Origin of the sequence: Metallococcus carri, assembly GCF_011440275.1 — a bacterium.
GTDB lineage: Bacteria > Actinomycetota > Actinomycetes > Actinomycetales > Dermatophilaceae > Metallococcus > Metallococcus carri.
Genome location: NZ_JAAOIV010000001.1, coordinates 326,751 through 345,954 on the forward strand (window position 1 = coordinate 326,751; position 19,204 = coordinate 345,954).

At 71.0% G+C, this 19,204-nt stretch carries 22 protein-coding genes and 2 tRNA genes; 6 read left to right on the forward strand and 18 right to left on the reverse strand.

Annotation, left to right across the window (positions count from 1 at the left end):
* The first annotated feature begins 10 nt into the window (after nt 1-10).
* Nucleotides 11-1,093 (forward strand): trans-sulfuration enzyme family protein, encoded by a 1,083-nt coding sequence (locus G9U51_RS01610; protein WP_166192093.1) that lies wholly within the window; start codon nt 11-13, stop codon nt 1,091-1,093.
* Here G9U51_RS01610 and G9U51_RS01615 read toward each other — a convergent pair.
* Nucleotides 1,059-2,060 (reverse strand): NAD(P)H-dependent glycerol-3-phosphate dehydrogenase, encoded by a 1,002-nt coding sequence (locus G9U51_RS01615; protein ID WP_166192096.1) that lies wholly within the window; start codon nt 2,058-2,060, stop codon nt 1,059-1,061. The two genes, G9U51_RS01610 and G9U51_RS01615, sit on opposite strands and share 35 nt — an antisense overlap.
* 94 nt (nt 2,061-2,154) lie before the next feature.
* Here G9U51_RS01615 and cofC point away from each other — a divergent pair, with 94 nt between their 5' ends.
* Both cofC and G9U51_RS01625 read left to right on the forward strand, forming a co-directional pair.
* Nucleotides 2,155-2,796, forward strand: a complete 642-nt coding sequence (gene cofC, locus G9U51_RS01620) for a 2-phospho-L-lactate guanylyltransferase (protein WP_166192099.1) — start codon at nt 2,155-2,157, stop codon at nt 2,794-2,796.
* A gap of 3 nt (nt 2,797-2,799) precedes the next feature.
* Complete coding sequence (locus G9U51_RS01625; protein ID WP_166192102.1) at nt 2,800-3,012, forward strand: hypothetical protein; 213 nt, start codon at nt 2,800-2,802, stop codon at nt 3,010-3,012.
* A gap of 52 nt (nt 3,013-3,064) precedes the next feature.
* Here G9U51_RS01625 and G9U51_RS01630 read toward each other — a convergent pair whose 3' ends face one another.
* From G9U51_RS01630 to leuC, 3 genes are all read right to left on the reverse strand, one after another.
* Nucleotides 3,065-3,652, reverse strand: coding sequence for an HU family DNA-binding protein (locus G9U51_RS01630; protein ID WP_171715548.1), 588 nt, complete (start codon nt 3,650-3,652; stop codon nt 3,065-3,067).
* Between the two features lie 253 nt (nt 3,653-3,905).
* Nucleotides 3,906-4,499 (reverse strand): 3-isopropylmalate dehydratase small subunit, encoded by a 594-nt coding sequence (leuD, locus tag G9U51_RS01635; RefSeq protein ID WP_166192108.1) that lies wholly within the window; start codon nt 4,497-4,499, stop codon nt 3,906-3,908.
* Nucleotides 4,500-4,513: 14 nt separating this feature from the next.
* The gene (gene leuC, locus G9U51_RS01640; RefSeq protein WP_166192111.1) at nt 4,514-5,926 is read right to left on the reverse strand and encodes a 3-isopropylmalate dehydratase large subunit; all 1,413 of its coding nucleotides are present in this window, start codon (nt 5,924-5,926) and stop codon (nt 4,514-4,516) included.
* 99 nt (nt 5,927-6,025) lie between these two features.
* Between leuC and G9U51_RS01645 the strand changes: the two genes are divergently transcribed.
* The gene (locus G9U51_RS01645) at nt 6,026-6,775 is read left to right on the forward strand and encodes an IclR family transcriptional regulator (protein ID WP_166192114.1); all 750 of its coding nucleotides are present in this window, start codon (nt 6,026-6,028) and stop codon (nt 6,773-6,775) included.
* A gap of 17 nt (nt 6,776-6,792) precedes the next feature.
* On the opposite strand, the gene G9U51_RS01650 is transcribed toward G9U51_RS01645, so the two are convergent.
* The 9 genes from G9U51_RS01650 to clpS form a co-directional block, all read right to left on the reverse strand.
* A complete protein-coding gene (locus tag G9U51_RS01650) occupies nt 6,793-7,143 on the reverse strand; it encodes a hypothetical protein (RefSeq protein WP_166192117.1) in 351 nt (116 codons plus the stop codon).
* Between the two features lie 198 nt (nt 7,144-7,341).
* On the reverse strand, nt 7,342-7,959 hold the full coding sequence (locus tag G9U51_RS01655) for a histone deacetylase (protein WP_166192120.1): 618 nt from the start codon (nt 7,957-7,959) through the stop codon (nt 7,342-7,344).
* Nucleotides 7,960-8,036: 77 nt separating this feature from the next.
* A tRNA-Glu gene (locus tag G9U51_RS01660) sits at nt 8,037-8,109 on the reverse strand.
* A 77-nt stretch (nt 8,110-8,186) separates the two neighbouring features.
* Nucleotides 8,187-8,258: transfer RNA gene (locus tag G9U51_RS01665), tRNA-Gln, on the reverse strand.
* A 138-nt stretch (nt 8,259-8,396) separates the two neighbouring features.
* The gene (locus tag G9U51_RS01670) at nt 8,397-9,131 is read right to left on the reverse strand and encodes an HAD family hydrolase (protein WP_166192123.1); all 735 of its coding nucleotides are present in this window, start codon (nt 9,129-9,131) and stop codon (nt 8,397-8,399) included.
* Nucleotides 9,128-10,651: a glutamate--tRNA ligase gene (gene gltX, locus G9U51_RS01675; RefSeq protein WP_166192126.1), complete on the reverse strand. Its 1,524-nt coding sequence runs from the start codon at nt 10,649-10,651 to the stop codon at nt 9,128-9,130. Before gltX ends, G9U51_RS01670 begins: the two co-directional genes overlap by 4 nt.
* A gap of 51 nt (nt 10,652-10,702) precedes the next feature.
* Entirely contained in the window at nt 10,703-11,170 is a 468-nt protein-coding gene (locus G9U51_RS01680) for a PaaI family thioesterase (protein WP_166192129.1), read from the reverse strand.
* Between the two features lie 11 nt (nt 11,171-11,181).
* On the reverse strand, nt 11,182-11,772 hold the full coding sequence (locus G9U51_RS01685) for a DUF2017 family protein (protein WP_166192131.1): 591 nt from the start codon (nt 11,770-11,772) through the stop codon (nt 11,182-11,184).
* Nucleotides 11,772-12,077 carry an ATP-dependent Clp protease adapter ClpS gene (clpS, locus tag G9U51_RS01690; RefSeq protein WP_166192134.1) on the reverse strand — a complete coding sequence of 102 codons (306 nt, stop codon included), beginning with the start codon at nt 12,075-12,077 and terminating at the stop codon, nt 11,772-11,774. Before clpS ends, G9U51_RS01685 begins: the two co-directional genes overlap by 1 nt.
* A gap of 93 nt (nt 12,078-12,170) precedes the next feature.
* On the opposite strand from clpS, the gene G9U51_RS01695 reads away from it, so the two are divergent.
* Nucleotides 12,171-13,415, forward strand: coding sequence for a nicotinate phosphoribosyltransferase (locus tag G9U51_RS01695; protein ID WP_235945378.1), 1,245 nt, complete (start codon nt 12,171-12,173; stop codon nt 13,413-13,415).
* A gap of 1 nt (nt 13,416) precedes the next feature.
* Here the strand turns inward: G9U51_RS01695 and mptB are convergent, their stop codons facing one another.
* Nucleotides 13,417-14,949, reverse strand: a complete 1,533-nt coding sequence (gene mptB, locus G9U51_RS01700) for a polyprenol phosphomannose-dependent alpha 1,6 mannosyltransferase MptB (protein ID WP_166192140.1) — start codon at nt 14,947-14,949, stop codon at nt 13,417-13,419.
* Between the two features lie 125 nt (nt 14,950-15,074).
* Between mptB and G9U51_RS01705 the strand changes: the two genes are divergently transcribed.
* Nucleotides 15,075-15,659, forward strand: coding sequence for an isochorismatase family protein (locus tag G9U51_RS01705; RefSeq protein WP_166192143.1), 585 nt, complete (start codon nt 15,075-15,077; stop codon nt 15,657-15,659).
* 3 nt (nt 15,660-15,662) lie between these two features.
* Here the strand turns inward: G9U51_RS01705 and G9U51_RS01710 are convergent, their stop codons facing one another.
* The 4 genes from G9U51_RS01710 to G9U51_RS01725 are packed head-to-tail and all read right to left on the reverse strand — an operon-like array spanning nt 15,663 to nt 19,182.
* Complete coding sequence (locus G9U51_RS01710) at nt 15,663-16,439, reverse strand: hypothetical protein (protein WP_166192147.1); 777 nt, start codon at nt 16,437-16,439, stop codon at nt 15,663-15,665.
* A complete protein-coding gene (locus G9U51_RS01715; RefSeq protein ID WP_166192150.1) occupies nt 16,436-17,350 on the reverse strand; it encodes an ABC transporter ATP-binding protein in 915 nt (304 codons plus the stop codon). The genes G9U51_RS01710 and G9U51_RS01715 overlap by 4 nt, the downstream gene beginning before the upstream one ends.
* Nucleotides 17,351-17,407: 57 nt before the next feature.
* Nucleotides 17,408-18,088, reverse strand: a complete 681-nt coding sequence (locus tag G9U51_RS01720; RefSeq protein ID WP_207947909.1) for a response regulator — start codon at nt 18,086-18,088, stop codon at nt 17,408-17,410.
* Nucleotides 18,076-19,182 carry a sensor histidine kinase gene (locus G9U51_RS01725; RefSeq protein ID WP_166192153.1) on the reverse strand — a complete coding sequence of 369 codons (1,107 nt, stop codon included), beginning with the start codon at nt 19,180-19,182 and terminating at the stop codon, nt 18,076-18,078. Before G9U51_RS01725 ends, G9U51_RS01720 begins: the two co-directional genes overlap by 13 nt.
* Nucleotides 19,183-19,204: the final 22 nt, after the last annotated feature.

Consider the following 19,204-nt stretch of genomic DNA (forward strand, 5'->3'; position numbering starts at 1 on the left):
GCCTAACCACATGTCGCACGAGTTTTCGCCCGCCACTCGGGTCGTGGCCGCAGGCCGTCCGCCGCGCGTCCCGGGCGCGCCCGTCGGGCCGGCGGTCACCTTCACCTCGACGTATGTCGCGGGCGAGGCCCCGGCATACGGCCGGTTCGGCAATCCCACCTGGACCGAGCTGGAGGACGCGCTCGGCGAGCTCGAAGGCGGCCGTGCGCTGAGCTTCGCCAGCGGTATGGCGGCCATCGCCGCCGCGCTGTCGCTCACCCCCGAGCGGGCCACCGTGGTCGCGCCGCAGCACTGCTACAACGGCACCGGTGCCCTGCTCTCGCAGTATGCCGAGCAGCGGGGCTGGCAGGTCCGGCGGGCACCCATCGAGGACACCTCGGCATACGTCCAGGCGATGGCGGGCGCCGACGTCGTGTGGCTGGAGTCGCCGACCAACCCGATGCTCGAGATCGCCGACCTGCGCGCGCTCTGCGACGCGGCGCGTGCCCACGGGGCAATCTCGGTGTGCGACAACACTTTTGCCACGCCGCTGGACCAGCGCCCACTGGAATCGGGCGCCGACCTCGTCATGCACTCGGTGACCAAATATCTCGCTGGGCATTCCGACCTCGTCCTCGGTGCGGTCGTCGTGGGCGACGACGCGCTGCACGAGCGGCTGCTCGCCCACCGCACCCTGCACGGTGGCATCCCGGGGCCGATGGAGGCCTGGCTCGCGTTGCGCGGCCTGCGGACCTTGCACGTGCGCTGGGACCGCGCCTGCGACAACGCCCGGGTCCTCGCGCAACGGCTGGCGACTCATCCCGCGGTGAGCCGGGTGCGCTATCCGGACCGCGGCGCGATGATCGCCATCGAACTCGGCGGCGACCAAGCGGCGGCCGAAGCACTCGAGCGGGCGGTCGAGGTGTGGCTGCCCTCGACCAGCCTCGGCGGCGTCGAGTCGATGCTCGAGCGCCGGCGGCGTCACCCGACCGAGCCGCCGACCGTGCCCGCGGACCTGGTCCGGCTGTCGGTCGGCATCGAGGACGTCGAGGACCTGTGGCGCGATCTCGACGCCGCGCTCAGGAGGTCTCGAGCTTGCGCGCCCGCGACATGAGCGAGCCGACGACATCCCGGGTCGAGCGGCCCTCGTAGAGCACGGCCTCGACGTTCTCCACGATCGGCACGTCGACACCGGCCTGCTGGGCGAGCGCCAGGATCGACCGGCAGGACTTCACGCCTTCGGCGACCTGCTTGGTCGCGGCGATGGTCTCCGCGAGGCTCTTGCCCTGCCCCAGCGCATAACCGAAGGTGCGGTTGCGCGACAGCGGCGAGGCGCAGGTGGCCACCAGGTCACCGACCCCCGCCAGCCCGAGGAAGGTCTGCGGGTCGGCGCCGAGGGCCGTGCCGAGCCGGGCGGTCTCGGCCAGCCCACGGGTGATCAGGCTGGCGGTGGTGTTGTCACCCATGCCCATCCCGTGCGCCATCCCGACGGCGAGCGCGATGACGTTCTTGGTGGCACCGGCGATCTCGGTGCCGACCACATCCGCCCCCAGGTAGGGCCGGAAGTATGGCGTCGCGCAGGCCTCGGCGACCCGGGCGCGGGCGCGGGGGCTGCTGGAGGCGACCACCACGGCGGCCGGCTGACGCTCGACGATCTCGCCGGCGAGGTTCGGCCCGGAGACCACCACGATCCGGGCGGGGTCGATGTCGCCGGCCTCGGCGATGACTTGGCTCATCCGCTTGTTGGTGTCGAGTTCGACACCCTTCATCAGCGACACGACCGGCACGTCGTCGGGGAAGACCGGACCCCAGGCGAGCAGGTTCTCGCGCAGGCTCTGCGAGGGCACCGCGATGATCACCATGTCCGCGCCGTCGGTGGCCTCGGCCACGTCTGCGGTTGCGGTCACGCTGTCCGGCAGCCGCAGGCCGGGGTGGTAGTCGGGGTTGGCGTGGGTCGCGTTGATCCGCTCGGCGAGCTCGGGGCGCCGCGCCCACAGGCGCACCTCGCCACCGGCGTCGGCGACGATCGAGGCGAACGCCGTGCCCCAGCTGCCGCTGCCCAGGACTGCCGTGCGTGCCATCGATGCTTTCCTTCCGCGGTTCGTGCGCGTGCCACGGTAACCGCCTCTGACCACCCGCAGGAGCCGGACCTCGGGATCTGACACGATGCCGTGCGTGGCTGCGCTCACCTCCACCTGGTTCCTCGTCGTGCCGGTCAAGGACCGCATGCTCAGCAAGTCGCGCCTGCAACCGCCCGAGGGCGTCGCGCGAGCCGAGCTCGCGCACGCCATGGCACTGGACACCCTCGAGGTGGTGCTTCAGGTCGTGCCGGCCGCGCAGGTGGTGGTGGTGACCGCGGACGACCGGGTCGGGCTGGTGATGCGCGAACGCGGCACCGTCGTGCTGCCCGACCCCGGCCGCGGCCTCAACCCGGCGATCGAGGCGGGTCTGGCCTGGGTGACCACGAATGCTCCGGGCCGGGCGGGCGCCGTGCTGCTCGCCGACCTGCCGACCCTCACCCCCGAGGTGCTGTATGCCGGCCTGCGCGCCTGTGCCGCAGCCGAATCCGCCGTCGTGCCGGACTCCTCGGGACTCGGCACGGTGCTGCTGGCGCACCACGACGCGGCCCGGTTGCGCCCGAGTTTCGGGCCGGGCTCGGCGGCTCGGCATGCCCGCCGGGCCACCGTGCTCGACCTCGACCTGCCACAGTTGCGGCACGATGTGGACGACCTGCCCGGGCTGCGGGCGGCATACCGGATGGGTTTCGGACGGCATACCGCCGCGGTGCTGGGCATCGACGGCGAGGAGGCGAGCTGAGCGATGCAGGCGACGGTGCACGAGATCGACCCGGCGACCGGTGCCGGGTCGGTGATCACCGACAACGGACGGGTGCTGCCCTTCGACGCCGACGTGGTCGCGGCAGCCAACCTGCGCCACCTGCGGGTCGGGCAGCGGCTCCACCTCGAACTCGCCGGCGGCGCGATCAGCCGGCTGTGGATCGAGGGCGTCGGCCCGGGTCAGCGGATCCGCTGACAGCAACGGGCCCCGGCGACCAGGTGGTCACCGGGGCCCGATCGCTCGTGGCTCAGGCCTTCTTGGCGGTGCGACGCGCGGTCGACTTCTTGGCGGTGGTCTTCTTCGCCGTGGTCTTCGCGGCGCTCTTGGCCGGAGTGGTCTTCTTGGCGACCGTCTTCTTGGCGGCGCTCTTGGCCGGGGTGGCCTTCTTCACGGTGCTCTTGACGGTGGCCTTCTTGGCCGTGCTCTTGGCCGGGGTGGCCTTCTTGGCGGTCGACTTCTTGGCGGCGGTCTTGGTGGTCGCCTTCTTCGCCGTAGTGCCGGCGGCGGCCTTGGTGGCGGTGCGGCCGCCGGCGTTGCCGGTCTTGGGCAGGCTGGACGGCTTGGCGACGACGGCCTTGAAGTTGGTGCCGGCCTTGAACTTCGGCACCGAGGTGCGCTTGATCGGCACGGTCTCGCCGGTGCGCGGGTTGCGGCCGGTGCGGGCGGCGCGGGTGACCTTCTCGAAGGTGCCGAAGCCGGTGATGCCGACCTTGTTCCCCCGGGCGACCTCACGAATGATCGCGTCGAGGACCGCCTCGACGGCGTCGGTGGCGGCCTTCTTGCCGCCGAGTCGGGACTCGATGCTCGTAATGAGCTCTGCCTTGTTCACGTTCATCCCCTCAGTAGGACGCGATCCGGCTTCGAGCCGGTGCTGACTGGTCCGCGGTTGCGGATAGCACAGACCGTAGGCCGAAGACAACGCGTCGGCAACCATCTGGGGCACGCATGTTGTTGTCCCGCAACGCCTTTGGGAGCCCAAACGGCAGTCGGGCCAGCTCCCTGCGGAGCCGGCCCGACCGGTGCGTTTCGGTGAAATCCGTTGTGCCGCAACCAAATTGAAGGTGCGGCTCGCCTGGATGCCCTCTGGGTCAGGCGATCTCGACCTGCGGCTTGTATGCCGGCCGGTGCGCCTCGAAATCTTCGATCTCCTGCGCGTGTCGGAGGGTGAGGCTGATGTCGTCCAGCCCCTCCAGCAGCCGCCAGCGGGTGTAGTCGTCGACCTCGAAGGCGAAGACATGTTCGCCGCAGGTGACGGTGCGCTCCTGCAGGTCGACGGTGACCTGCGTGCCCGGGTGGTTCTCAAGCAGCTTCCACAGCAACTCAATGTCCTCTTGCCGCAGCTGCGCGGTGAGCAGCCCGGACTTGCCGGAGTTGCCCCGGAAGATGTCGGCGAAGCGCGAGCTCAGCACGACCCGGAAGCCGTAGTCCATCAGGGCCCAGACGGCGTGCTCGCGCGAGGAGCCGGTGCCGAAATCGGGCCCGGCGACCAGCACCGAGCCGGCGCGGAAGGGCTCCTGGTTGAGCACGAACGACTCGTCGGCCCGCCAGGCGGCGAAGAGTCCGTCCTCGAAGCCGGTGCGGGTGACTCGCTTGAGGTAGACCGCGGGGATGATCTGGTCGGTGTCGACGTTGCTGCGGCGCAACGGGACTCCGACTCCGGTGTGGGTGGTGAAACGTTCCATCGGCGTGGCTCCTCTCAGGCGACGGTGGCCGGCGCGGGCAGGTCGGCGGGGCTGGACAGCGTGCCGCGGACCGCGGTCGCCGCGGCGACGACCGGGCTGACCAGGTGGGTGCGGCCACCCTTGCCCTGCCGGCCCTCGAAGTTGCGGTTGGAGGTGGACGCGCTGCGTTCGCCGGGGGCGAGCTGATCGGGGTTCATGCCCAGACACATCGAGCACCCGGCGAGCCGCCACTCGGCACCCGCGTCGACGAACACCCGGTCCAGTCCCTCCGCCTCGGCCTGCAGCCGGACGCGAGCCGACCCGGGCACGACCAGCATGCGCACGCCCTCGGCCACCCGGTGGCCGCGCAGCACGTCGGCCGCCGCCCGCAGGTCCTCGATCCGGCCGTTGGTGCACGAGCCGAGGAAGACCGTGTCGACGCTGATCTGCTTGAGCGGCGTCCCGGGGGTCAGGCCCATGTACGCGATGGCGCTCTCGACGGCATACCTCTCGGCGTCGTCCGGAATGTCTTGGGGCACAGGCACATTCGCCGACAGCGGCAAGCCCTGGCCCGGGTTGGTGCCCCACGTGACGAAGGGCGACAGCTCGGTGGCGTCGATGTGGACCTCGGCGTCGAAGACGGCGTCGTCGTCGGTGACCAGCTGGCGCCAGGCGGCGACCGCCTCCTCCCAGGCTTCACCCTGCGGTGCGTAATCGCGGCCGCGCAGGTAGTCGAAGGTCGTGTCGTCGGGAGCGATCATGCCCGCCCGGGCACCGGCCTCGATCGACATATTGCAGATCGTCATCCGGGCTTCCATGGACAGCTTGCGGATCGCCTCGCCGCGGTATTCGAGCACGTAGCCCTGCCCACCACCGGTGCCGATCTTGGCGATCACCGCGAGGATGAGGTCCTTGGCGGTGACGCCCTCGGGCAGGTCACCGTCGACGGTGATCGCCATCGTGCGGAACGGCTTGAGCGGCAGGGTCTGGGTGGCGAGCACGTGCTCGACCTCGCTGGTGCCGATGCCGAAGGCCAGCGCGCCGAACGCGCCGTGGGTGGAGGTGTGGCTGTCGCCGCAGACGATCGTCATACCGGGCTGGGTGAGCCCGAGCTGGGGCCCGATGATGTGCACGATGCCCTGCTCGGCGTCGCCCATCGGGAACAGCCGGATGCCGAACTCCTCGCAGTTGCGGCGCAGCGTCTCCACCTGGGTGCGGCTCACCGGGTCCGAGATCGGCCCGGCGGTGGTCGGCACATTGTGGTCCTCGGTGGCGACGGTGAGATCGCGCCGGCGGACCGGGCGCTGCGCGAGGCGCAAGCCGTCGAAGGCCTGCGGGCTGGTCACCTCATGCAGCAGATGCAGGTCGATGTAGAGCAGGTCCGGCTCCCCCTCGGCCCTGCGCACCACATGCTGATCCCATACCTTCTCGGCGAGCGTCTTACCCACGGCTCATCCTCCCTGCGTCGAAACGTTCCGTGACGAGGTTCTCTCGGCGGTTCCGCCCGAGGACTTGCGTCTCGCTTCCTGAGACGGCAATATCATCACATGGACAACTCTAGCGGTGTCGGCGTCCTGGACAAGGCCGCCGTCGTCCTCTCGGCCTTGGAGGCAGGTCCCTCCACGCTCGCTCAGCTGGTGGCGCACACCGGACTGGCGCGGCCGACCGCCCATCGCTTGGCGGTCGCGCTCGAGCACCACCGGCTGGTCGCCCGCGACCTGCAGGGCCGGTTCGTGCTCGGTCCGCGCCTGGCGGAGCTCGCGTCTGCCGCGGGTGAAGACCGGCTGCTCGCCGCGGCCGGTCCCGTCCTCGGCGCGCTGCGCGACCACACCAACGAGAGCGCGCAACTGTTCCGGCGCCAGGGCGACCAGCGCATCTGCGTCGCTGCCGCGGACCGGCCGGTCGGCCTGCGCGACTCGATCCCGGTCGGCGCGACCTTGTCGATGCTCGCCGGCTCGGCCGCCCAGGTGTTGCTCGCCTGGGAGGAGCCGGACCGCCTGCACCGCGGGCTGCAGGGTGCCAAGTTCACCGCCACCATGCTGTCCGGCGTGCGCCGCCGCGGCTGGGCGCAGAGTGTCGGCGAGCGGGAGCAGGGCGTCGCCTCGGTGTCGGCGCCGGTGCGCTCGCCGAGCGGGCGCGTCATCGCCGCGGTGTCCATCTCCGGCCCGATCGAGCGCGTCTCGCGCCAGCCGGGCCGCCTGCACGCCGCGACCGTCGTCGCCGGCGCCAACAAGCTCACCGAGGTGCTCGCTCGCGCCCACGTCGCGGGTCAGCGGCGCGGCGCGGCCGGCGCGTAGTCGCACCGGCGGCTAGCTCAGCGGTCGTCGGCCAACCGCTCGTGCTCCTCACGGGCGGCGCGCGCGGCCCCATCGAGCCGCCGCGCCTCGGCGAACTCCGCGAGCAGCCGCTCGGCCTGCTGCACCATCGACTCGTTCAGCTGGGCGTGCGCCGCGCGTCGCTGCTCCTCGCGCTCGCGGCGGTTCTCCCGCAGTGCGGTGACCGGCCACATCGGGGCGGCGAGCGCAGCCTTGCGCGCGGCATACCGCTGCGCTGGGTCGAGCTCCTGGGCGCCGAGGTAGGGCGCGACGGCATACAGCAGGACCCCGAAAAGATAGACCGAGCCGCACACGACGAGCAGGACCAGCACCACGGTCAGCACACTCATCACTCCGCACGATTCGAGGCTTCCAGTATGCCCGCATGATGGGAGAGCACTGCTATCCGCGCGTCGTGAGGAGCACTCGCATGACCCTGTCCGAACTGGCGGCGCGCACCGGGGTGCCGATCGCGACGATCAAGTACTACCGAGACCCATGTCGAACGGCTGCGGCTCATCCGCGCGCTCACGGGCTGAACCAATAGGTCACCCGAGCGCGGCCCGGACCACCTGGCGCAGGTGCTCTGGCGTCTGCGAAACCCCTTCCAGCGCAACGAAATACGCGCTGATCGCATCGGCGTCGAGCGCGTGCGTCTCGGCCAGACCGCGCGCGATCACGGTGAGATAGGCGTCCGCCGGCGGGTTCACCGCGGGTCGTTGATCGCGCGGACAGGTGAAGGTGACGACCGGCAGCTCCTCGAGTTCGTCGACCCGGAGCAATCGCTCGTATCGGCCCGGACCGAGATCCTGGCCCCCGCTGTCCCACAGCGGTCCGAGATCCAGGTCGTCGCCGACCTCCCGGTGCATCTCCTGATGCAGCAGGTCGACAAACTGCTCGCGGGAGATCAGGTATGCCGACGCGAGCGCGCGGCCGGTGCGATCCGGGTCGTAGAACGCGATCCCCCCGCCCCAGGTCGGCGACTCCCAGCCGAAGAAGATGCTGCCCGGGAGCTCGAGCGCGCGGGTGTCCCGCGGCGGCGTGGCGTCGCGGGCTCCGGCCATCGTGCGTGCCGCGCCCTCCGGCCGGCCACCGGCCAGGTAATGCCCGAAGCGCGCCGCAGAGAGGTTGGAGCCATAGGCGGCATACCAGAGCAGATCAGGCACGCACGGCAGGTTAGCGGCGGGCCGCAACGAGCACGGCTCCCCGATCCGAGTGGATCGAGGAGCCGTATCGCTCTACGTAGCCCCGACGGGATTCGAACCCGCGCTACCGCCTTGAGAGGGCGGCGTGCTAGGCCGCTACACAACGGGGCCGCGGCGAGGAGAAACCCTACCTGCTGGCGAGGATTTCTCCGAATCGTCCGGTGCTGCACGAGCGCCGGGCGACAGCGCTGGGGTACCAGGACTCGAACCTAGACTAACTGAACCAGAATCAGTCGTGCTGCCAATTACACCATACCCCAAGGGGGTATCACTCCTCGCGCGCCGCGGGCGGCCTTCGAGGGGCGAACCGAGGAGGAACTCTACCGGTCCGGCACCGCGCCCCCAAATCGAGGGCGTCGCCACGGGAAAGTGGTCGCTATAACAGCCGGAGAGCTCTACTACGGGTGTAATGGGATGTCGGCGAGGGTGCGCGCGATGCGCACGCCGTTGGGTGCCAGGTCCGGCGCCGAGTGGTCGGGCACGCTTGCCGCCTCACTCCCCCGCGGCCGGCGCAGCCACCAGGACACCAGGCCGGCATCGCGGGCTCCGAGCGCGTCCGACACCAGCTCGTCGCCGACATAGGCAGTCTCCTCGGGAGCTGCTCCGAGGGCTGCACACGCATGCTCGAACACCCGCGCGTCCGGCTTGCCGAAGCCGAGCGTGTCACGCGTGACCACCACCTGGAACCACTCCCGGATGCCGAGGGCGTCGAACTTCAATTGAGTCGCGTCCGCCGACGAGTTGGTCAGCGCGCCGACGGCGAGTCCCGCTGTCGCGCAACGGGATAAGAAGTCAGGCACGTCCTGGTAGACGCGTTGCGCGTCGTGGAAGGCCGGACGGAAGGCATTCTCGTATACCGTGAGCGCACCGTCGGGGACCTCCTCGCCGACGTGCTCGGCCACCTCGGCGAGCCGGGCGCCGCGCATCTGCTCGAAGTCCAACTCCCCTGCGGTGTAGCGGCGGAAGAAGCCGCCTGGGTCGACCCGGAAACGGGCAGAGGCGTCGGCATACCACTGCGGCTCGTGACCCGGCCAGACCGCCGCCATCGCGGCCCGGCCACCGGCGAGCATCGCCGATGTCGTGTCGAGGAGGGTGTCGTCGATGTCGAGCAGGACTGCTCGCAACGGACTCACAAGTCGTCGTGCAGGCGCTGCAACCGGCGCATGGTCGAGGCCTTGCCGAGGATCTCCATCGACTCGAACAGCGGCGGCGACACCCGCTGCCCGGAGATCGCGGTGCGCAGCGGGCCGAACGCGAGCCGCGGCTTGATGCCGAGGCCGTCCACGATCGCCTCGCGCAACGCCGACTCGATCCGCTCCGCGGTCCACTCCCGGCCATCACCCAGCGGCCCGCCGATGGCGCCACTGATCGGCTCGAGCGCCGAAATCGCCGCTGCGAGAACGTCTTTGGCACCATCCTTCAACTGCGCGCGAGCGTCGTCGGCGATGGGCAGCGCGTCATCCGGGGTGTAGAACGGGCGCACCAGCGGCGCCGCCTCGGACAACAACTCCATCCGGGTCTGGATGAGCGGGGCGATCTCCTGCAGCCGGCCGAGCTCGGGCAGCGAGGGATGCACCGGCAGCACACCGTCGGCGTGCAGATAGGGCAGCAACCGGGTGCAGAAGTCGCCGACCTCGAGCTCGCGGATGTAGTGCCCGTTGAGCCAGTTGAGCTTCTCCAGGTTGAAGATCGCCCCGGAGCGCTTGACCTTCGACCATTCGAAGCCGTCGGTGAACTCGGCGAAGGTGAAGACCTCGCGCTCGCTGCCGTCGGCCTCGATGATCGGCGGATAGCACTGCAGCGCAAGGAAATTCATCACCGCCTCGGGCAGATAGCCCTGCTCCTTGAACCACGACAGCCGCGCCCAGGGGTTCTTGCGCTTGGAGATCTTGGATTTGCTCTTCTCCAGCAGCAGCGGCATGTGCGCATACAGCGGCGGGGTCAGCCCGAGCTTGCGGTAGAGCAGGGTGTGCTTGGGGGTGGACGACATCCACTCCTGGCCGCGCACGACATGGGTGATCGCCATCTCGTGGTCGTCCACGACGACGGCCAGGTGGTAGGTCGGGAAGCCGTCCGCCTTGAGGATGACCTGGTCGTCCGGGCGAGGGCCGGACGAGCGACCCATGATCAGGTCGTCCCAGAACAGGTCGACATCGTCGGGAACGAACAGCCGCACCACCGGCTGGTCGGTGAAGCCCGGCAGCTCGGCCCGCTCCTCCTTGGTCTTGCCGTAACAGAGGCGGTCGTAGCCGGTGGGCTGCTTGGTCTTCTGCTGCCGCTCGCGCATCTCGGCCAGGCGCTCGGCCGAGCACCAGCAGTAGTAGGCGTCGCCCTGCTTCAGCAGCTGCTCGACATACGGCCGGTAGGTGCCGAGCCGCTCGGACTGGCGGTAGGGCGCGTACGGCCCGCCGATGTCCGGGCCCTCGTCCCAGTGCAACCCGAGCCACGACAGCCCGTCGTAGATCCCCTGCTCGGCACCCTTGACCAGCCGCTTCTGGTCGGTGTCCTCGATGCGCAGCACGAACGCGCCGCCGTGCTTGCGGGCGAAGGCGAGGTCGAACATCGACATATATGCCGTGCCGACGTGCACGTCACCGGTGGGCGACGGCGCGACGCGCAGGCGGGGCGGGGTGGAGGTGGGGTCAGCGCTCATGATGGCCCGATTCTATGGGCCCGCCGACACCGCGCGAGGCGGCGATCCGGCTCAGCGCTCGAACATCGCGTCCGGCGCGAGCACGGCGACGACGCGCCCCCGCACGGTGACCTGGTCACCGGCGAACAGCTCGATCTCGCTGACGACCTTGCGTTCCTTGACCTCGACCGGCCGGGCGCGCAGCACGAGCTCGACGCCCAGCGGGGTCGGCGCGAGGAAGTCGACCTGCAGCGAGGCGGTGACGAAGCGCAGCGGCGGCTGGGTGCCGGGCTCGCGCCCGGCCGCGCGGTAGGCCGCGAGCGCCGCCGTGCCCGTGCCGTGGCAATCGATGAGCGAGGCGAGCAGACCGCCATACACGAATCCGGGGATCGCGATGTACTTGTCGTCCGGCGTATGCCGGGCGACGGATTCGTCACTCTCCCAACGGGATTGGACGTGCAAGCCGTCGGCGTTGAGTCGGCCGCAGCCATAACACCACGCGGTCTCGTCGGGATAGTGATCCTGCACGGCGTCGCTCATGGCACGACTTTCTATCGGGGCATCAGGGCGAGGGTCAACGACTCCTGCAACCAGGTGAGGAAGTCGTAGTAGAGGCCGAGCACGAGACGCGGGTCGTCGGGCACGTCCGGCGCGGTCATCAGCCGGCGGTGCAATTCCTCGCTGTCCTCGTCGGTGCGCAGCTCGAGCCGCTCCCCCAGCGCGAGGCGCACGTCGGCGAGGCCCCGCATCAGCGCGACCGCCTCCTCGGTCGTCAGCCGCACCTTGTCGTCCTTCTCCGGTATGCCGGAGAGCGCGTCGATGGCGCGGTGCAACAGCTCAGACTTCTGTCGCCGCAGCGACCCCTCGGTGGCGTCGCGGAACTCGCGCGCGGCCTCGGAGTCCTCCCGGTGACCGTCGGGCAGCAGGCGACGCAGCACCGGGTCGCGCTCGGCGACCTCCTCGGGGTCATGCTTCTCGCCCATCGACGCCACCAGGTCGGTGAACGCATCCCCGGTCTCGGCCCGTTGCGGCGGCGCGAGCACCTCGGCGGTCTGCTCGAGCAGGTCGATGACGACCGCGCGCTCCTCGGCGGCCATCCGGCCAAGGATCTGGTCTCCCTTGCGGCGGAAGGCTTCGGCCATCACGCGTCCCTGCTGAAGGTCGCCCAGAGGCTGTAGGAGTGCATGGCCGCGGTGTCGGTCTCCATCCGCTCGCGGGTGCCGTGCGACACCACCGCCTTGCCGTCCTGGTGCACCTGCAGCATCAGCTGCTCGGCCTTCTCGCGCGAATATCCGAAGTAGGTCTGGAACACCCAGGAGACATAGCTCATCAGGTTGACCGGGTCGTTCCACACGATCGTGACCCAGCCGGAGTCGGTCAGGTTGGTCGCCTCGACGTCGGTCGACTCATCGAGGGACAGGTCCTGGTCGGGAGGAGCAACGGACACGCCCTCCACCCTAAGGTGAACGCCGTGAGCATCGACACGAGTGCCGCTCAGGCCGCCTCGACGGCCCTGCTGACCGACCACTACGAGCTGACCATGCTGGAGGCGACGCTGCGCAGCGGCGCCGCGCACCGCCGCAGCGTCTTCGAGGTCTTCGCCCGTCGCCTCCCCGACGGGCGGCGGTATGGGGTGCTCGCCGGCACCGGCCGGTTGCTGGACGCGCTCGAGCATTTCCGGTTCGGCGAGGCCGAGCTGGAGCATCTGCGCCGCGCCCGGGTCGTGGACGACGCGACGATCGACTGGCTCGCGTCATACCGCTTCTCCGGCGACATCGAGGGATATGCCGAGGGTGAGGTCTACTTCCCGAATTCCCCTGTGCTGCAGGTGAGTTCGAGCTTCGCCGAGGGCGTCATCCTGGAGACGCTGGTGCTGTCGATCCTCAACCACGACAGCGCGATCGCCGCCGCCGCCTCGCGGATGACCGCCGCCGCAGCCGGGCGGCCGTGCATCGAGATGGGCTCGCGGCGCACCCATGAGTGGGCCGGCGTCGCGGCGGCGCGGGCGGCCTATATCGCCGGTTTCGGCACCTCCTCCAACCTCGAGGCCGGCCGGTCTTACGGCGTGCCGACCAGCGGCACCGCGGCGCACTCCTTCACTCTCGTGCACGACGACGAGCGCGCCGCCTTCGAGGCGCAGGTGGCGGCGCTCGGCCAGAACACCACCCTGCTCGTCGACACCTATGACGTGGCGAAGGCGGTGCGGCTCGCGGTCGAGGTGGCCGGTCCGCACCTCGGCGGGGTGCGGATCGACTCCGGCGACCTGCTGCAGCAGGCCCAGGACGTGCGCGCCCTGCTCGACTCGCTCGGAGCCACCAAGACCCGCATCGTGGTGACCTCCGATCTGGACGAATACGCCATCGCGGCCCTGCAGGCCGGCCCGGTCGACGTCTACGGCGTCGGCACCTCACTCGTCACCGGCTCCGGCGCGCCGACCGCAGGCATGGTCTACAAGCTGGTGCAGCGCGAGGACGCCGACGGGCAGATGGTCGGGGTGGCGAAGAAGAGCAAGGACAAGCAGTCGGTCGGTGGCCGCAAGTACGCGCTGCGCCGCCTCGAGAACGGTGTCGCGCGGGCCGAGGTCATCGGCATCGGCGATCCGGCGCAGGGCGACACCGATGACCGGTCGCTCGTCATCCCGCTGGTGCGCGACGGCCAACGGGTCGAGAACGCGGATCTGCAGGGCGCGCGAGCCCGGCATACGGCCTCGTTCGAGGAGCTGCCGCCCGCGGCCCGGCAGATGTCGCGGGGCGAGCCGGTGATCCCGACCGTCTACGAGGACTGACTCAGACGGTTTGTTCGGCGCGCTCGCGCACCGGATAGGCGGCGATCCGCAGCAACCGGTCGCGACCGCCCGGGGTGGCGAGCAGGGTGTAGGCCGCGATCGCCGCGACGATGCTGCCGACCGCGATGGTCGCGTAGGCGCCGTGCAGCGACGAATCCAGCGGCGCGATCAGCCCGCCGATGAGCGCCATCGCGAGCACACCCACCAGGTGCGGGCGGCGCAGCGGCAGCGCGGCGAGGAAGGGCAGCGCCCACATCAGGTACCACAGGTGCACGGTCGGCGACAGCAGCACGAAACCGCCGCAGACGAGGGCCGCCGTGCGCACCGCGTCGGCCCGGTCGCCGGTGCGCGCGCGCAGCCCGATCGCCACCACGAGGACGAGCGCGAGGACCGTGCCGGCGTCGCGAACGGCTTGCAGCAGGGTGTCCGGCGCGAGCTGCAGACCCAGCAACGAGGCGAACCAGTCGAGCATGCCGCCGGTCAGCGAGGTGATCGACAGCGGCGTCGTCACGCTGGCCGGCACGGTGAGCGCGGCGATCCAGCCGACGCCGAGTCCGGTCGCATAGCCGACACCGACCAGCGCACCGATCGAGATCACAGCGCCGAGCACCAGCCGGCCGACCCGGCGCGCCATCGAGCAGCCGGCGGGCAGGCTCATCAGCACGATCGGGATGGCCACCAGTCCGCCGGGGGCCTTCACCCCCGCGGCCAGGCCGGCGAGCACCAGGCCCCAGACCCATCGGCCCTCGGCGGCGAGCGCGAGCCCCACCGCCATCAGGCCGACCATCAGCAGGTCGTTGTGAAGGCCGCCGACGCCGTTGGCGAGCACCAGCGGGCAACCGAGCACCACGGCAGTGGCGAGCGCAGGGTCGCCCTTGGCCAGCCGAGCCAGACGGGGCAGCGCCCAGGCGAGCAGGACCAGCCCGGCGAGCGCGACCAGCCGATGCATGATGACCAGCAGGTAGGGCCGCTCGGTGAGGCTGGCGAAGAAGTTGCCGGCCGACAACGGGATCGGCCCGTAGGGCACCGGGGTGTACATCCAGCGTGGGTCGACCGCCTCGATGATCGGGCCGTCCAGCACCGCTGGTCCGTTCTGATACGGCGAGATGCCCCGGTGCACGAGGACGCCCTGAGCGGCATACGACCACCCGTCGCGGGAGAACAACGGCGGCGCGATCACCAGCGGCAGGCACCAGATGAGTGCAGCGAGCCGGGCGAACCGCACCCCGGCGTCGGCGGCGAGGCCGCGCACATGCCGGCATACGCCGAGCCAGGCGGCCGCGAGCAGGGAGAGCCCGACGAGCACCACGACCAGCCCGAGCATGCGCCCGGCGACATGGGAGCGCAGCAGGTCAACCGGCGGGAAGTGCATCAGCGGGGTCGAGGCCGGCAGCACCGCGGTGAGGAACGAACCCAGGAGGACCAGAACACTGCCCACCAGGCCGCGGCGCACCATGCGCAGACCGTAGGCGGGCTGCGCGGCCGCATCGGAAGCGATACGTGAACGCGGGTCGAACAACAGCTCGGCCAGCACGTGCACCACTCCTGTCGAATCCCGCCGAATCGTTCGTTGCCGAATCGTTAGGATAGCAAGGTCACCGCTGGGATCCCCACTTCATTCCCGCGGTTCCAGCCGTGATCCGGCTTACCCTGTCGAGCATGCGCAAGGCCTTGATCGTCGTCGACGTCCAGAACGATTTCTGCGAGGGCGGTTCGCTCGCGGTCGCCGGCGGCGCCGACGTCGCGGCCGCGATCAGCCGGTATGCCGAACGCCAGGGTGGCGACTATGCGGCGATCGTGGCGACGGCCGACTGGCACATCGATCCGGGCGCGCACTGGTCGCAGCAGCCGGACTTCGTGGACTCCTGGCCCAAGCACTGCGCGGTGGACACCCCCGGCGCCGACTTCCATCCCGCCGTGGTGCCCGCGATCGAGCGGTCGGCGGCGATCTTCCGCAAGGGCGAGCACGCGGCGGCCTACAGCGGTTTCGAGGGCGCGGATGCCGACGGGAGGAGCCTGGCGGACTGGTTGCGGGAGCGAGAGATCGAGGCGGTCGATGTGGTCGGCATCGCGACCGACCACTGCGTGCGGGCCACCGCCCTGGACGCCGCGCAGGAAGGTTTCACCACCACGGTGCTGCTCGACCTCACCGCCGGGGTGGCGTCCGCCAGCACCGCCGCCGCGTTGACCCAGCTGCGCAACCGGGGCGTCGGCCTCACCGGCACCCCGGTCGTCGCCCACTGACCGTCAACTCGTCACGTCGCGGCGGCTGACCGCGAGCGCGAGGATCCCCGCGCAGACCGCGGCATACGCCGCGAGGGTGGTGAGGGTCGCGGTCTGCCCGACCGGTGCCATGTCCGGCGCTGACAGCCAGCGCAGCAGCAGCCCCGGGAACCACCGCTCGCCGAAGGACAGTTGGTCGCCGATGACATTCTCGATCGGCCCGGCCCAGGCGACACCGACCGCCAGGCCGATCGCGACCGAGCGGGTGAGCACGCCGAGGGTGGTGCCGAGCAGGGCCCAGCCGGCGGCGAAGCCGAAGGTCCGCGCGACGTCGCTGCCGGCATCGCGCCAACTCTGACCGGTCAGCCAGGCCGAGGTGTCGACGCCGTAGTGCGGCGCGATCAGCCGGGTCGCGACCCAGCCGACGGCATACAGCGCGAGCACCCAGCCGGCGAGCAGGGTGAGCCGGGCGAGGAATTGCCCGCCGATCAGCGACAACCGCCGCGGGTGGTGCAGCAGCGCCGCGCGGAAGGTGCCGCGCTGGAAGTCGTTCGCCGACACCGCGGTGAAGATCGCGAGCAACAGCACCGAGGAGAACGACGCCGCCCGCGCGATCGTGGTGGTCCCGCCACCGGCGGCGGACAGTTCGATCAGGCTCAGGCCACGGCCGGGACGGGGCGAGGCGTTCGCGACGAGCGCCCACGGCACGAGCGTCGCGTAGAGCACGGTGATCGCCGCGACGACGGCCAGGGTGCGGGCGGTGATGATGCGGGCCAGTTCGGCCCGGTAAGCGGTGATCATGCGGCGTCCTTCGGGGTGACGAGACGGAGCACCGAATCCTCGAGAGTGGCTCGGCGTTGGGACAGTTCGGCCAGCGGTATGCCGGCCGCGGCGGACTCGCGCTGCCATCGCACCGCGATCTCGTCCGGCCGGTCGGCGCCGATCGTGACGCTGGCGGTCGCGGCATCGGAGTCGGCCGCCGGGTCCAGACGGCGGGCGAGATCGAGCAGTTCGGGCAGCCGGGTCGCGTCGGTGGTGCGGGCGACGAGCTGGGTGCGTTCGCCGCGCAGCCCGCCGATCGGTCCGGCGAACCGGCAGCCGCCGTGGTCCAGCACGACGAGGTGGTCGCAGACATGCTCGAGTTCGGCGAGCAGGTGGGAGGACACCAGCACGGTGCGGTCCTCGCGCGCGATCCGGCCGATCAGCCCGCGGATGTCGCGCATCCCCTGCGGGTCGACGCCATTGGTCGGCTCGTCGAGGATCACGATCGCCGGGTCGGCCAGCAGCGCCGCGGCGATGCCGAGCCGCTGCTTCATGCCGAGGGAGTAGGTGCGGTAGCGGTCGTCCGCCCGTTCGGCGAGGCCGACCGTCTCGAGCGTGGCCTCGACGGCGCGGCGGTCGTGCCGGCCGAGGATCGCCAGCTGGGTCAGGTTGGCCCGGCCGGACAGCGCGGCGTGGAAGGCCGGCGCCTCGATGAGCGCGCCGACCGGGTTGGCCCTGCGGCCACCGACCGGCTGCCCGAGCAGGCGGGCGTGGCCCTCGGTGGGCCGCACCAGGCCGAGCAGCATCGACATGACCGTGGTCTTGCCGGCGCCGTTCGGGCCGACCAGTCCGCAGACGGTGCCGGCCGGCACGTCGAAGGAGACATGGTCCACGACCGTGCGTCGTCCGTAGCGTTTGGTGAGGCCGTCCGCCTCGATGGCTGTCGTCATACCGATCAGCCTGCTGCGGATCGACGCCGCGGCCGTCCGCGCGCCGTTGAGATCGGCCTACTGCGGATGTTGAGGCGGCTGGGCGAGCCCGTGCTGGTAGGCGAGCACGACGAGCTGGGCGCGGTCGCGCGCACCGAGCTTGGTCATCGCCCGGCTGACGTGGGTGCGCACGGTCACCTCGCTGACGAACCACTGCCCCGCGATCTCGGCATTGGAGGCACCGGCCGCGACGAGGGCGACCGCCTCCGCCTCGCGCTCGGTGAGCAGCGAGCGGTATGCCGGATCCGCGTGCCCAGCACTCGGCCGGGAGGCGAAGGCCCCGATCAGGGTGCGCGTCACGCTCGGTGACAGCAGCGCGTCGCCGCGGGCGACCACGCGCACGCCGTGCACCATCTCGGCCGGGTCGGTGTGCTTGAGCAGGAAGCCGCTCGCTCCCGCGCTCAGCGCCGCGAAGACGTATTCGTCCAGATCGAAGGTGGTGAGCACGATGACCCGGGTGCCACCGAGGTCGGGATCGGCGAGGATCCGGCGGGTGGCTTCCAGGCCGTCGATGCCGGGCATCCGGATGTCCATCAGCACGACGTCGGGCCGGGTGCGCGACGCCGCACCGACGGCGGCGAGCCCGTCGGCCGCCTCGCCGACGACCTGCAGGTCCGGCTCGAGCCCGAGCAGCGCGACGAAGCCGCGGCGCACCTGCTCCTGGTCGTCGGCGACGACCACCCGGATCACGCCTGCCATCCGCTCCCCCACCGTCCGTCGAGCCGGAAGCCACGCGCGGCGCGCGGCCCGAAGTCCACGGTCCCACCCGTGGCCGTCACCCGCTCCGCGAGCCCTTTCAACCCGTGGCCGGCACCCCTGATCGCTGCGGTCTCCCTGTCGCGGGTTCCGTTGTCGGACACCGTGATTCGCAACTCGCGACCGGCGACAACGGTGACCTCCACGTCCGCGCCGGCGGCATAGCGCAACACATTGGTGAGGCCCTCCTGCACCAGGCGGTATGCCGCGACGTCGACCTCGGTGCGGATCGGCGGCAGCTGCGACGGCATCCGCAGGTCGACGTTCACCCCACCGCGCCGGGCGTCCTCGACGAGGTGCGGCAGGTCGGTCACGCCGTGACGGGCGACGGTCGTGGCCGCCTGGGCCCGCATCGAACGGACGATCTCGTTCAGCTCGTCGAGGGCGGTGGCGGCGCTCGCCCGGATCACCGAGGCGGCCTCGCTGGGGGCGGTGCGCTCGAGCACGGCGGCCTGCACGTGGATCACGGTCAGCTGGTGGCCGATCGTGTCGTGCAGGTCGCGGGCGACGGCCAGCTGCTGGTCGGCGAGCGCCTGCTGCCGGGCGGCCGCCGCCTCGCGTTCCGCCGAGCGCCGGCGTTCGGTGCGGCTGCGCAGCACGTCGGCCAGCAGCGCCGCACCGACGGCCCAGATGATGACCCCGGCGACCTGGCCGATTTCGACCGACGGCATCCGGACGACCGACCACAGGCCGAAGGCCACCGCGTACGCCGCGGTGACGGCATACAGCTCCCGTCGCGGTCGCTCCAGACCGAAGCCGACGACCGCGACGATCGCCGGCAGCAGAGCGGGGCTGCCGGCATACCCGAGGGCCAGGTAGACCGACAGGGCCAGACCGACGCCGAGGACCATCGCCCACGGGTTGACCCGGCGCAGGAGCAGCGCCAGCGAGGCGATGGCCCCGAGCACCGCAGCGAACCAGTCCGGCGCACGGCCGTCACCGTGTGCGGGAATGCGCGGCACCGCGAGGATCATCAGCGCCAGCAACGCCCCGACGATCAGCAGGTCGACAACAGCAGGACGGCGGGCGTGGGTCACCCGATCACGCTAGGCCCACGTC